We start from the raw sequence: 12,870 nt of genomic DNA on the forward strand, positions 1-12,870 counted from the left end.
CCCTGCGGTTCATGTAAAATGCCGCGCTTTCTCCCCATGGGAAGCGCGCCAGGCGCCGCATCCCTCGATGATCCGCTTCTTGAGGACTTGAGATGACCCGTATCGGAACTCCATTGTCGCCCACCGCGACCCGCGTGTTGATGTGTGGCTGCGGCGAACTGGGCAAGGAAGTGGTGATCGAGCTGCAACGCCTGGGCGTTGAAGTGATTGCCGTCGATCGCTACGCCAATGCACCGGCCATGCAGGTGGCGCATCGCAGCCACGTGATCAACATGCTTGATGGCGCGGCCCTGCGCGCGGTAATCGAAGCCGAGCAGCCGCACTTCATCGTGCCGGAAATCGAAGCCATCGCTACCGCGACCCTGGTGGAACTGGAGTCAGAAGGCTTCACCGTGATCCCGACCGCACGCGCGGCACAGCTGACCATGAACCGCGAAGGCATCCGTCGCCTGGCCGCCGAAGAGCTGGACCTGCCGACCTCGCCTTACCACTTCGCCGACACCTTCGAGGACTATAGCAAGGCCGTCGAGGATCTCGGTTTCCCGTGCGTGGTCAAGCCGGTCATGAGTTCGTCGGGCAAGGGCCAGAGCTTGCTGCGCAGCGTCGATGACGTGAAGACGGCCTGGGACTACGCCCAGGAAGGCGGCCGTGCCGGCAAAGGCCGGGTGATCATTGAAGGTTTTATCGATTTCGATTATGAAATCACCCTGCTGACCGTACGTCACGTCGGCGGCACCACCTTCTGCGCGCCGGTTGGCCATCGCCAGGAGAAGGGCGACTACCAGGAAAGCTGGCAGCCTCAGGCCATGAGCCCGGTCGCCCTGGCTGAATCCGAGCGCGTGGCCAAAGCCGTGACCGAGGCCTTGGGTGGCCGTGGCCTGTTTGGCGTCGAGCTGTTCATCAAGGGTGATCAGGTGTGGTTCAGCGAAGTGTCGCCGCGTCCGCATGACACCGGTTTGGTGACCCTGATTTCCCAGGACCTGTCGCAATTCGCCCTGCATGCACGGGCGATCCTGGGCTTGCCGATTCCATTGATCCGTCAGTTCGGCCCGTCGGCCTCGGCGGTGATCCTGGTGGAAGGACAGTCGACCCAGACCGCATTCGCCAACCTCGGCGCGGCGTTGAGCGAGCCGGATACGGCGTTGCGCCTGTTCGGCAAGCCTGAAGTGAATGGCCAGCGCCGCATGGGTGTTGCCTTGGCTCGCGACGAGTCGATCGACGCGGCTCGCGCCAAGGCGACCCGTGCATCCCAGGCTGTTGTAGTAGAGCTGTAAACCGCGGCGCGGCAATCGCCAGCAGGCTAGCTCCCACAGGGTTATGGGTAGGTCACAGATTTTGTGTCCACCCAGTTTCCATGTGGGAGCCAGCCTGCTGGCGATGACTGACTATCAGGCAACCTGATTCAAATCGTTATTGCGCGTCTCTTTCAGGCACAGTACGGCGATCAAGCTGAGCACCGCCGCTCCCGACACATACCCGCCGACATAACCCAATCCCCCCATCGCCACCAGTTTCTGCGCGAAGAACGGTGCTGCCGATGCCCCGACGATCCCGCCCAGGTTGTAGGCCGCCGATGCGCCGGTATAACGCACGTGGGTCGGAAACAGTTCTGGCAGCAGCGCACCCATCGGCGCAAAGGTCACGCCCATCAGGAACAGCTCGATGCACAGGAACAGAGCCACGCCCCAGGTCGAACCCTGGGTCAGCAGCGGTTCCATGAGGAAGCCGGACAGGATCGCCAGCACACCCCCGATGATCAGCACCGGCTTGCGTCCGAAGCGGTCGCTGGCCAAGGCCGACAGTGGAGTGGCCGCCGCCATGAACAACACCGCGAAACACAGCAGGCCAAGGAAGGTTTCGCGGCTGTAGCCGAGCGTCGCCACGCCGTAGCTCAGCGAGAACACGGTCGAGATGTAGAACAGCGCATAGCACACCACCATCGAGCCGGCCCCCAGCAACACCGGTACCCAGTATTGGCTGAACAGCTCCACCAGCGGGATCTTCACCCGTTCCTGGCGCGCCATGGCGTTGGCGAATACCGGTGTTTCGTGAAGCTTGAGGCGCACGTACAGGCCAACCATCACCAGCGCGGCGCTGAGCAGGAAGGGAATCCGCCAGCCCCAGGCCCGGAACTGTTCATCGTCCAGCCCCATGGCCAGACCCAGGAACAGGCCGTTGGCCGCGAGAAAGCCGATGGATGGGCCCAGCTGCGGGAACATGCCGAACCAGGCGCGCTTGCCCTTGGGCGCATTCTCCGTGGCGAGCAAGGCGGCACCGCCCCATTCGCCGCCCAGTCCCAGGCCTTGGCCGAAGCGCAGCACGCACAGCAGGATCGGCGCCCAGGCCCCGATGCTGTCGTAGCCCGGGAGGACGCCGATCAGCGTGGTGCACACGCCCATCAGCAGCAAGGACGCGACCAGGGTCGACTTGCGCCCGATGCGGTCGCCAAAGTGCCCGAACAGTGCCGACCCCAATGGTCGTGCGAGGAATGCGATGCCGAAGGTGAGGAAGGCCGAGAGCATCTGGGCCGTGCCGGAAGTCTGTGGAAAGAACACCGGGCCAATCACCAGCGCGGCTGCGGTGGCGTACACATAGAAGTCGTAGAACTCGATGGCCGTGCCGATGAAGCTCGCGGTGGCCACGCGGCTGGCGGAGTTCACTGGTTGTGCGGGGGTGGAGTCGTTATAGGTTGTGCTGGTCGTCATGCGGTTATCCCTGACAGTCATGGGCCCCAGTGGAGCGAATTATTATGGTCGATTACCCAGGGATGTGGGTGGAGGCGCGGTCGCTGTTCCAGGTAGGAACAGGCGTCGGTTTGTAGCGGACGTTTCTGATGCTCAGGCCGGACTTGCGGAGTGCGGGGTAAGCACGGGGCGGCGAGGCTTGGGTAAGCGGGTCGATTATAGGAAGGTGGCTAACGATTCAACAAGGGCAAAAGATTGCAGCCTGCATTGGATTGCATTCCCTGTAGCTGCCGCAGGCTGCGATCTTTTAACGGCCTATTGGACTGCCGCAACTGCCGGCGCAGAACTGGTATGCCAGATCAACACCCGCGTCACCCGATTGTCCTCAGTCTCGAGAATTTCCAGCCGATAACGACCGATTTTCAGACACACAGGGCAGTCCGGGATGGTTTCCAGCGCTTCGGTCACCAGGCCGTTCAGGGTTTTCGGGCCGTCACTGGGCAGGTGCCAGCCGAGGCTCTTGTTCAGCTCGCGGATCGAGGCGGCGCCGTCGATCACCAGGCGGCCATCGGCCTGGGGATGGATATGGGGGTTGTCCAGGCTTTGCTGGCTTTCGAATTCGCCGACGATTTCCTCGAGAATGTCTTCCAGGGTGACGATGCCCAGAACCTCACCATATTCGTCGACCACCATGCCCAGGCGTCGCTGCTGCTTGTGGAAATTCAGCAGTTGCAGTTGCAGGGGAGTGCTTTCCGGGACGAAATAGGGTTCGCGACAGGCCGCTAGCAGCGCTTCCAGGGTCAGGCTGCCGTCGGGAAGCAAATGGCCAATTTGTCGGGTGTTGAGCACCGCTTCGACCTGGTTGATATCACTGTGGAATACCGGCAGGCGCGTGCGCTGGTTGTGGCGCAGTTGCTCGATGATGTCTTCGATCGGGTCGTCGAGGTTGATCCCGTCGACCTCGCTGCGCGGCACCAGAATGTCATTGACCGTGATGTTGTCGAGCGCATGGATGCCCGGCAGCGGGTGCGGGCGGCTGGCGGCCTGTTCGTGATGGCCGTGATGGTCGTGTCGCTCCAGTGTTGGCTCGTCTTCGCTCTGTTGCACGACCTTGGCCTTGCGGGCGAACGGGCGCATCAGCAACTGGCTGATGGCATAGAGCAGCCAGGCCGCCGGGTAGATGAGCTTCAGTGGTACCGCGAGCAAGTTGTTGCCCAGGGCCAGGATTGCGTCCGGATGGCGGGCGGCGAGGGCGCGGGGCAGGTAGTCGGCGAGGATCAACAGCAGTGCGCCCGCGCCGAGGCAGGCCAGCCACGGGCCATTTTCGGCCCAGGTGAAAATCGCCAGCAAGGTACAGATGACCATCACCAGGGCGCGGCACAGGGTATTGCAGAAAATCAGGCTGACGAGAGGGAAGCTCAATTGGGCCAGCGGTTTGTCGCTGGCGCGCGAGGCTGTGCGCTGGGCCAGCAAATGCTGCTGCGCTGCTTCTATGGCAGTGAACAGCCCCGACCATAAGATCAGCAAGGCCACTACTGCAAGCATCGGCCCTATGGGCAAGTCGTCCATTATTGCCGCCCGTCAGATGTGCAGAATGTATTCGCGAACCAGCTTGCTGCCGAAATACGCCAGCATCAGCAGGCAGAAACCGGCCAGGGTCCAGCGGATGGCCTTGTGACCGCGCCAGCCCAGGCGGTTACGCCCCCACAGCAGCACGCTGAAGACGATCCAGGCCAGGCAGGCCAGCAAGGTCTTGTGCACCAGATGCTGGGCGAACAGGTTTTCGACGAACAGCCAGCCGGAGATCAGCGACAGCGACAGCAGCGTCCAGCCGGCCCAGAGGAAACCGAACAGCAGGCTTTCCATGGTTTGCAGCGGCGGGAAATTCTTGATCAGTCCGGACGGGTGCTTGTGCTTGAGCTGGTGATCCTGGACCAGCAGCAGCAACGACTGGAACACGGCAATGGTGAACATGCCGTAGGCAAGGATCGACAACAGGATGTGGGCGAGGATGCCTGGGGCTTCGTCGATGATCTGCACGGTACCGGCGGGGGCGAACTGCGCCAGCAGCACGGTCAAGGCGCCCAGCGGGAACAGCAGCACCAGCAGGTTCTCCACCGGTATTCGTGAGCAGGCCAGCAACGTCAGGGCGATGACCGCGGCGGCAATCAGGCTGGCGGCGCTGAAAAAGTCCAGGCCCAGGCCAATCGGGGTCAGCAGGTGAGTCACCAGGCTGGCACTGTGGGCCAGCACCGCCAGCACGCCGAGCGTAACCAGCAGGCGCTTGTTGGCCTTGGCGCCGGTGGCCAGGCGAGTGCCTTGATAGAAAGTCGCAGCGGCATACAAGCAGGCGGCGGCGAGGGTGGTTAGCAAACTGGGTGACAAGGGGAGCATAAGTCCTGTTAGGCAAGCCCGAAAGGCGCTGAGTTTGGCATAGAACCCACGCGACACGAAAGTGCGAGGTGTCCGCCAGACGCAGTCTTCGCTATAATCCGCGACCTGCCCACGCCGCAGGCTCGCCGAGCACACGTTTAGTCCGGTCTGGGCCGCCATTATCCCGGTCTACACAGGGCCTGAAAGGATCGCGCAATGTTTGAAAACTTAACCGACCGTCTCTCGCAGACGCTGCGCCATGTCACCGGCAAGGCCAAGCTGACCGAAGACAACATCAAAGACACCCTGCGCGAAGTGCGCATGGCGTTGCTCGAAGCCGACGTCGCCCTGCCGGTGGTGAAAGACTTCGTCAATTCGGTCAAGGAACGCGCTGTCGGCACCGAGGTGTCGCGCAGCCTGACGCCGGGCCAGGCCTTCGTGAAGATCGTCCAGGCCGAACTCGAAAGCCTGATGGGCGCGGCCAACGAAGACCTGAACCTGAGCGCCGTGCCGCCAGCGGTCATCCTCATGGCCGGTCTGCAGGGTGCGGGTAAAACCACCACCGCCGGCAAACTGGCGCGCTTCCTTAAAGAGCGCAAGAAAAAGTCGGTCATGGTCGTGTCCGCGGACGTTTACCGTCCAGCGGCGATCAAGCAGCTGGAAATGCTCGCCGGTGAAGTGGGCGTGACCTTCTTCCCGTCCGACCTGAGCCAGAAGCCGGTCGAGATCGCCCAAGCTGCTATTAAAGAAGCAAAACTCAAATTCATCGACGTGGTCATCGTCGATACCGCCGGTCGCCTGCACATCGATGAAGAGATGATGGGCGAGATCAAGGCGCTTCACGCCGCGATCAACCCGGTCGAGACCCTGTTCGTGGTCGACGCCATGACCGGCCAGGACGCCGCCAACACGGCCAAGGCCTTTGGCGACGCGCTGCCACTGACCGGTGTGATCCTGACCAAGGTCGACGGCGATGCCCGTGGCGGTGCCGCCCTGTCGGTGCGAGCCATTACCGGCAAGCCGATCAAGTTCATCGGTATGGGCGAGAAGAGCGAAGCGCTCGACCCGTTCCACCCTGAGCGTATCGCCTCGCGAATCCTCGGCATGGGCGACGTGCTCAGTCTGATCGAGCAGGCGGAAGCGACCCTCGACAAGGACAAGGCCGACAAGCTGGCCAAGAAGCTGAAGAAGGGCAAGGGCTTCGACCTCGAAGACTTCCGTGACCAGTTGCAACAGATGAAGAACATGGGCGGCCTCGGCGGCCTCATGGACAAGCTGCCGAACATGGGCGGTGTGAACCTGGCGCAGATGGGCAATGCCCAGGGCGCGGCAGAGAAACAATTCAAGCAGATGGAAGCCATCATCAACTCCATGACGCCGGCCGAGCGCCGCGACCCTGAGATGATCAGTGGTTCGCGCAAACGTCGTATCGCCATGGGCTCCGGCACCCAGGTGCAGGACATCGGTCGCTTGATCAAGCAGCACAAGCAGATGCAGAAGATGATGAAGAAATTCTCCGCCAAAGGCGGAATGGCCAAGATGATGCGCGGCATGGGCGGTATGTTGCCCGGCGGCGGCATGCCGAAAATGTAAAGAATCCGCGCCGGTCATCGCACCGGCGCAGACCCGCAAGGAAGCGGGATCTACAGCAAACCCGCACTTGGCGGGAGCTGACCGGCCGTTTTCAACGACGGCTCTATAGCAAATCTGGATGGCGTCCGATAGGCCGCCAGAAAAAGTCATTTGCAAAAGTCCGGATATTCCTTAGAATATGCGGCCTTTCGGGCACCTATGCCCGCTGTGCCTTTAGATTTGCAGCACCGACTACAGGAACGATGTTCACATGCTAACAATCCGTCTTGCCCTTGGCGGCTCCAAAAAGCGCCCGTTTTACCACCTGACCGTAACCGACAGCCGTAACCCGCGCGACGGTTCGCACAAGGAACAGGTTGGTTTCTTCAACCCTGTTGCTCGTGGCCAGGAAGTTCGTCTGTCCGTGAACCAAGAGCGCGTAGCCTACTGGCTGAGCGTTGGTGCACAACCTTCTGAGCGTGTTGCTCAGTTGTTGAAGGAATCTGCCAAGGCTGCGGCCTGAGCAATATGAACGCGACGCCAGCTGTTGCTGATGATTTGATCGTTATCGGCAAGATTTATTCGGTTCACGGCGTTCGCGGCGAAGTGAAGGTGTATTCCTTTACTGATCCGATCAAGAACCTGCTGGATTACAAAACCTGGACGCTCAAGCGTGACGGCAATGTAAAGCAGGTAGAGCTGGTCAGCGGACGCGGGAACGACAAGTTCCTGGTCGCAAAGCTCAAGGGTCTCGATGATCGTGAAGAAGCTCGTCTTCTGGCCGGTTATGAGATCTGCGTGCCGCGCAACCTGTTCCCTGAACTGACCGACGGCGAGTACTACTGGTACCAGCTGGAAGGTCTCAAGGTCATCGACACCCTCGGACAATTGTTCGGGAAGATCGATCACCTGCTGGAGACCGGCTCGAACGATGTAATGGTGGTCAAGCCTTGCGCTGGCAGCCTGGATGATCGCGAACGCCTGTTGCCCTATACGGAGCAATGTGTGTTGGCCGTCGACCTGGCCGCAGGCGAGATGAAGGTGGATTGGGATGCGGACTTCTAAGCGTGGCTAACTTGCGCGTAGAAGTGATCAGTTTGTTTCCCGAGATGTTCTCCGCCATCAGCGAGTACGGCATCACCAGTCGGGCGGTGAAACAGGGGCTGTTGCAGCTCACCTGTTGGAATCCGCGGGACTACACGACGGATCGACATCACACTGTGGACGATCGCCCATTTGGCGGTGGTCCGGGCATGGTGATGAAGATCAAGCCCCTGGAAGATGCTCTGGTTCAGGCCAAGGCAGTCGCCGGGGAGGGCGCGAAGGTGATTTACCTGTCGCCCCAAGGCCGTCAACTGACTCAGTCGGCGGTACGCGAGTTGGCGAATCTGGATGCATTGATCCTGATTGCCGGCCGCTATGAAGGCATTGACGAGCGTTTTATTGATGCTCATGTCGATGAAGAGTGGTCGATTGGCGACTATGTACTGTCTGGCGGCGAGCTGCCGGCGATGGTCCTGATCGATGCGGTTACACGACTGCTGCCTGGAGCTTTAGGGCATGCGGACTCCGCCGAGGAAGATTCCTTTACGGATGGTTTGCTGGATTGCCCGCACTACACCCGACCGGAGGTGTATGCGGATCAGCGTGTTCCCGACGTATTGCTAAGTGGCAATCACGCGCACATCCGGCGTTGGCGTTTACAGCAGTCCCTTGGTCGGACCTATGAACGACGCGCCGATCTTCTGGAAAGCCGCTCGCTTTCTGGAGAAGAGAAGAAGCTGCTCGAGGAATACATCCGCGAGCGGGACGATAGTTAACAACGTATCGATGGTAGATCCGACGATTTACCTTAGGAGCACAGCATGACTAACAAAATCATCCTTGCACTCGAAGCAGAGCAGATGACCAAAGAGATCCCTACCTTTGCCCCGGGCGACACCATTGTCGTTCAGGTGAAAGTGAAGGAAGGCGACCGTTCGCGTCTGCAAGCGTTCGAAGGCGTTGTAATCGCCAAGCGTAACCGCGGCGTAAACAGTGCATTCACCGTGCGTAAGATCTCCAACGGTGTTGGCGTAGAGCGTACTTTCCAGACCTACTCCCCGCAAATCGACAGCATGGCTGTCAAGCGTCGCGGTGACGTACGTAAAGCCAAGCTGTACTACCTGCGTGACCTGTCGGGTAAAGCAGCTCGCATCAAGGAAAAACTGGCTTAAGTCCAGCTTCCGATGCAGAAAAAAGCAGCCTACGGGCTGCTTTTTTGTTGCCTGCGATTTCTCCGGTTCACGGCCCGACAAGCAACCGAGTCGCCGCCGTCGCGAGCAGGCTCACTCCTGTAGGAGCGAGCTTGCTCGCGATTCGATTCAAGCAGCGCCGCTGACCTCCGGCTGAATCAACGCCAACAACGTCCACCCCGCCGAGGGCTTGAGCGCACTGTCCGGCGTCACCACATGCACCCAGCCACTGTCATCACGAGCAAACAGCAGCGTCGCACGCTCGCCATGCAACGCCTGATAATCCTCCCAGCCAAAGCCCTCGGTCAGGTTCGTGCTGTACAACTCAGCCCCCTGATGCAGCTGATTGGCCAGCTTGATATAGGTTAACTCCTCATCGCCCAGCAAACGCCCGCGATGCTCATGGCTGGCGCGATGCTTGTCGGTGCGTCGGCTCTCCTGGCCGCTGGCCAGGCCGAACAAGCGTTGATGACCAAAGTCATGGCGAAAGCGCATGGACGCCAGCGTATTCAGTTCGCCGGAGGGCGACAGCGTCAACAAATGCCCCAACCCGACCAGGTCCAGGTGCGCATCAGCATGCTGCGATGCCGGATTGCCGAAGTAGGTCGGCAAACCTTCCATGCGCGCCGCCCGAATGTTTTCCCAGCTCGAATCTGTCAGCAGCACGCGACTGCCCAGTTGCTGCAAGGCCTTGCCCAGGGTTCGCGCCGGAGCGTTGGCGCCGACGATGAGGAAGCCGCTGGGCGCCGGTTCGGCGACTTTCAGCAAGCGCGCCAGTGGCCGCGCCGTGGCGCTTTGCAGCACCACGGTGCCGATGATCACGGCAAAGGTCAGGGGCACCAGCAGCAAGGCACCCTGATGGCCGGCCTCATGCAGGCGAATCGCGAAAATCGCCGACACCGCTGCCGCGACGATTCCGCGAGGGGCAATCCACGACAGCAACGCCCGTTCGCGCCAGCTCAAATTCGAGCCAAAGGTGGAGAGCATCACGTTAAGAGGGCGGGCGATGAGCTGGATGATCAGCAGCAGGATCAGCACCAGCGGCCCGAGGCCGATCATGGCGTTCAGGTCAAGGCGCGCCGCCAGCAAGATGAACAGACCCGAAATGAGCAGCACGCTGAGGTTTTCCTTGAAGTGCAGGATGTGCCGCACATCCACGCCCTTCATGTTGGCCAGCCACATGCCCATCAAGGTCACGGCCAGCAGGCCGGATTCGTGCATCACGGCGTTGGCGGCGATGAAAATCCCCAGCACCGAGGCCAGCGCGGCCAGGTTGTGCAAGTACTCCGGCAGCCACTGACGTCGGATAATCATGCCGAGCACCCAGCCACCGGCTACGCCGAACACGCTGCCACACAGAATCACCCCGCCGAAGGTCAGCAGGCTATGGCTCAGGCCTTCACCCGCCGCGCTGGCGATGATGAAGCTGTAGACCACCACGGCGAGCAGGGCGCCAATCGGGTCGATGACAATGCCTTCCCAGCGCAGGATGTTGGCAATCGAGGCTTTCGGCCGCACCACGCGCAACATCGGCACGATCACCGTGGGGCCGGTGACCAGCGTCAGGCTGCCGAAGAGAATCGCGAGCAGCCAGTCAAAATCCAGCAGGTAGTGGGTCGCGACCGCGATGACTATCCAGGTCGAGAGCGCGCCGAGGGTGACCAGTCGATGCACCACGCTGCCGATCTCGCGCCATTCCGACAGATGCAGGGTCAGGCTGCCTTCAAACAGGATCAGCGCCACCGCCAGCGAGACCAGCGGCATCAGCAGCGGGCCGAACATCACCTGCGGGTCGAGCCATCCCAGGATCGGCCCGACCAGAATCCCGGTCAGCAGCAGGAAAAGGATCGCCGGCAATTTCAAGCGCCACGCCAGCCACTGACAACCCAACGCCGCGGCTCCGATACCGCCAATCGCCAACAGAATCTGCTGTTCGTTCATTGAAGCTCCTGTTCCTTGAAGTAGCCGGCTATGAAAGACTAGCGGCCAATTATTCCTTTCACTTTTTTTCCGCACGCCGTCTCAAGACCGCGTGTCCAGAGCGATCATGCCTGCTATCGATCATCCACTGATAGACCAATTCCTCGACGCGCTGTGGCTCGAGAAAGGTCTTTCCGACAACACCCGCGATGCCTATCGCAGCGACCTGGCCCTGTTCAACGGCTGGCTGCAGGAGAAGGGCCTGGAATTGGTCAATGCCGGACGCGAGTTGATCCTCGATCACCTGGCCTGGCGTCTGGAGCAGAACTACAAACCGCGCTCCACGGCACGATTTCTTTCGGGTGTGCGTGGCTTTTATCGCTACCTGCTGCGGGAAAAGCTGATTGCCGTCGATCCGACCTTGCGCATCGACATGCCGCAGTTAGGTAGGCCTTTACCTAAGTCCCTGTCGGAAGCTGACGTTGAAGCCCTGCTCAAGGCGCCGGATTTGAGCGAAGCCATCGGCCAACGCGACCGCGCCATGCTCGAAGTGCTTTATGCCTGCGGCTTGCGCGTGACGGAGCTGATCAGCCTGACGCTGGAGCAGGTCAACCTGCGCCAGGGCGTGCTGCGGGTGATGGGCAAGGGCAGCAAGGAGCGGCTGGTGCCGATGGGCGAGGAGGCGATCGTCTGGGTCGAACGCTATCTGCGCGATGGTCGTGGCGAGTTGCTGGGCGGGCGCCCCAGTGATGTGTTGTTCCCCAGCCAGCGTGGCGAGCAGATGACCCGCCAGACGTTCTGGCACCGGATCAAGCACCAGGCCAAGGTCGCCGGGATCGGCAAGTCGCTGTCTCCGCACACCTTGCGCCACGCGTTCGCCACGCACCTGCTCAACCACGGCGCGGATTTGCGAGTGGTGCAGATGCTGCTCGGTCATAGCGACTTGTCGACTACCCAGATCTATACCCACGTCGCCCGCGCACGCTTGCAGGATCTGCACGCCAAACACCACCCCCGCGGCTGACGCTGGCTGCGATCTGCTTTATGTGTAAGCGGGCTTGCTCGCGAAAGCGGTGTGTCATTCGACTGGATGGCGGCTGATACACCGCCTTCGCGAGCAAGCCCGCTCCCACAAGGGGATTTGGTGGGTGCAATGTCTTGCGACAGGCGCATTCGGCCACACGAACCTTATGTGGTAGGCTTTGCCAGTTTGCACGATGGGCGTTTGTGACCCGGTGTTTCGGCCCGGGCGTTCCGAGCGTCCCATTTGTCCGCCTTCAGGAGTTCTCATGCGTCTGACCCAGATTTTCGCCGCCGCTGCCATTGCGTTGGTCAGTACCTTTGCCGTCGCCGATGACGCGGCCGATAAAGCCATTCGTAAAAGCCTGGAAAACCTCCAGCTCGAAGTACCGGTAGAAAGCATTTCCGCCAGCCCTCTGCCAGGCCTGTACGAAGTCAAGCTGCAAGGCAGCCGCGTGCTCTACGCCAGCGCCGACGGCCAGTACGTGGTCCAGGGCTACATGTTCCAGCTCAAGGACGGCAAACCGGTCAACCTGACCGAGAAAACCGAGCGCCTGGGCGTTTCCAAGCTGGTCAACGCCATCCCTGTCGCGGAAACCGTGGTGTACCCGGCCATCGGCGAAACCAAGTCGCACATCACCGTCTTCACCGACACCACCTGCCCGTACTGTCACAAACTGCACGCCGAAGTGCCTGAGCTGAACAAGCGCGGCATCGAAGTGCGTTACGTGGCGTTCCCGCGCCAGGGTCTGGGTTCGCCGGGTGACGAGCAACTGCAGGCGGTCTGGTGCTCGAAAGACAAGAAAGCGGCCATGGACAAGATGGTCGACGGCAAGGAAATCAAGGCCGCCAAGTGCGATAACCCGGTATCCAAGCAGTTCGCCCTCGGGCAGTCGATTGGCGTGAACGGCACGCCGGCCATCGTTTTGGCCGACGGTCAGGTCATTCCGGGCTACCAGCCGGCGCCACAAGTCGCCAAACTGGCGCTCAGTGCCAAGTAATTCGTATCGTCACGGTCAGCCGTGCACGAGCGTGGCCCGGTGGCAGTTCCAGCCGGGCCATCAATA

General features: G+C 61.0%; 12 protein-coding genes. 8 read left to right on the top strand and 4 right to left on the bottom strand.

The window, feature by feature from the left end; all coding sequences use genetic code 11:
• Positions 1-92: 92 nt before the first annotated feature.
• A complete protein-coding gene (purT, locus tag ACYP2Q_RS29165) occupies positions 93-1,274 on the top strand; it encodes a formate-dependent phosphoribosylglycinamide formyltransferase (protein ID WP_459733633.1) in 1,182 nt (393 codons plus the stop codon).
• Between the two features lie 114 nt (positions 1,275-1,388).
• On the opposite strand, the gene ACYP2Q_RS29170 is transcribed toward purT, so the two are convergent.
• From ACYP2Q_RS29170 to ACYP2Q_RS29180, 3 genes are all read right to left on the bottom strand, one after another.
• Entirely contained in the window at positions 1,389-2,705 is a 1,317-nt protein-coding gene (locus tag ACYP2Q_RS29170) for an MFS transporter (RefSeq protein ID WP_459733634.1), read from the bottom strand.
• A gap of 294 nt (positions 2,706-2,999) precedes the next feature.
• Positions 3,000-4,253 carry a transporter associated domain-containing protein gene (locus tag ACYP2Q_RS29175; RefSeq protein ID WP_459733636.1) on the bottom strand — a complete coding sequence of 418 codons (1,254 nt, stop codon included), beginning with the start codon at positions 4,251-4,253 and terminating at the stop codon, positions 3,000-3,002.
• A 12-nt stretch (positions 4,254-4,265) separates the two neighbouring features.
• Positions 4,266-5,078: a cytochrome C assembly family protein gene (locus ACYP2Q_RS29180; RefSeq protein WP_459733637.1), complete on the bottom strand. Its 813-nt coding sequence runs from the start codon at positions 5,076-5,078 to the stop codon at positions 4,266-4,268.
• Between the two features lie 195 nt (positions 5,079-5,273).
• Between ACYP2Q_RS29180 and ffh the strand changes: the two genes are divergently transcribed.
• The 5 genes from ffh to rplS all read left to right on the top strand — a co-directional run bounded on the left by ffh (position 5,274) and on the right by rplS (position 8,845).
• Positions 5,274-6,650: a signal recognition particle protein gene (gene ffh / locus ACYP2Q_RS29185; protein WP_056726162.1), complete on the top strand. Its 1,377-nt coding sequence runs from the start codon at positions 5,274-5,276 to the stop codon at positions 6,648-6,650.
• 250 nt (positions 6,651-6,900) lie between these two features.
• Positions 6,901-7,152, top strand: coding sequence for a 30S ribosomal protein S16 (gene rpsP / locus ACYP2Q_RS29190; protein ID WP_003198088.1), 252 nt, complete (start codon positions 6,901-6,903; stop codon positions 7,150-7,152).
• A gap of 5 nt (positions 7,153-7,157) precedes the next feature.
• Positions 7,158-7,694, top strand: coding sequence for a ribosome maturation factor RimM (gene rimM / locus ACYP2Q_RS29195; RefSeq protein ID WP_007972729.1), 537 nt, complete (start codon positions 7,158-7,160; stop codon positions 7,692-7,694).
• Positions 7,695-7,696: 2 nt separating this feature from the next.
• Positions 7,697-8,449 (top strand): tRNA (guanosine(37)-N1)-methyltransferase TrmD, encoded by a 753-nt coding sequence (trmD, locus tag ACYP2Q_RS29200; protein WP_046820359.1) that lies wholly within the window; start codon positions 7,697-7,699, stop codon positions 8,447-8,449.
• A gap of 45 nt (positions 8,450-8,494) precedes the next feature.
• On the top strand, positions 8,495-8,845 hold the full coding sequence (rplS, locus tag ACYP2Q_RS29205) for a 50S ribosomal protein L19 (protein ID WP_003175895.1): 351 nt from the start codon (positions 8,495-8,497) through the stop codon (positions 8,843-8,845).
• A gap of 147 nt (positions 8,846-8,992) precedes the next feature.
• Here rplS and ACYP2Q_RS29210 read toward each other — a convergent pair whose 3' ends face one another.
• The gene (locus ACYP2Q_RS29210) at positions 8,993-10,804 is read right to left on the bottom strand and encodes a cation:proton antiporter (protein ID WP_459733638.1); all 1,812 of its coding nucleotides are present in this window, start codon (positions 10,802-10,804) and stop codon (positions 8,993-8,995) included.
• Positions 10,805-10,910: 106 nt separating this feature from the next.
• Here ACYP2Q_RS29210 and xerD point away from each other — a divergent pair, with 106 nt between their 5' ends.
• Together xerD and dsbC are read left to right on the top strand one after the other, a co-directional pair.
• On the top strand, positions 10,911-11,807 hold the full coding sequence (gene xerD / locus ACYP2Q_RS29215; protein ID WP_459733639.1) for a site-specific tyrosine recombinase XerD: 897 nt from the start codon (positions 10,911-10,913) through the stop codon (positions 11,805-11,807).
• 265 nt (positions 11,808-12,072) lie between these two features.
• Positions 12,073-12,804, top strand: a complete 732-nt coding sequence (dsbC, locus tag ACYP2Q_RS29220; RefSeq protein ID WP_008057812.1) for a bifunctional protein-disulfide isomerase/oxidoreductase DsbC — start codon at positions 12,073-12,075, stop codon at positions 12,802-12,804.
• Positions 12,805-12,870: the final 66 nt, after the last annotated feature.

Source organism: Pseudomonas sp. MHK4 (genome assembly GCF_054600775.1).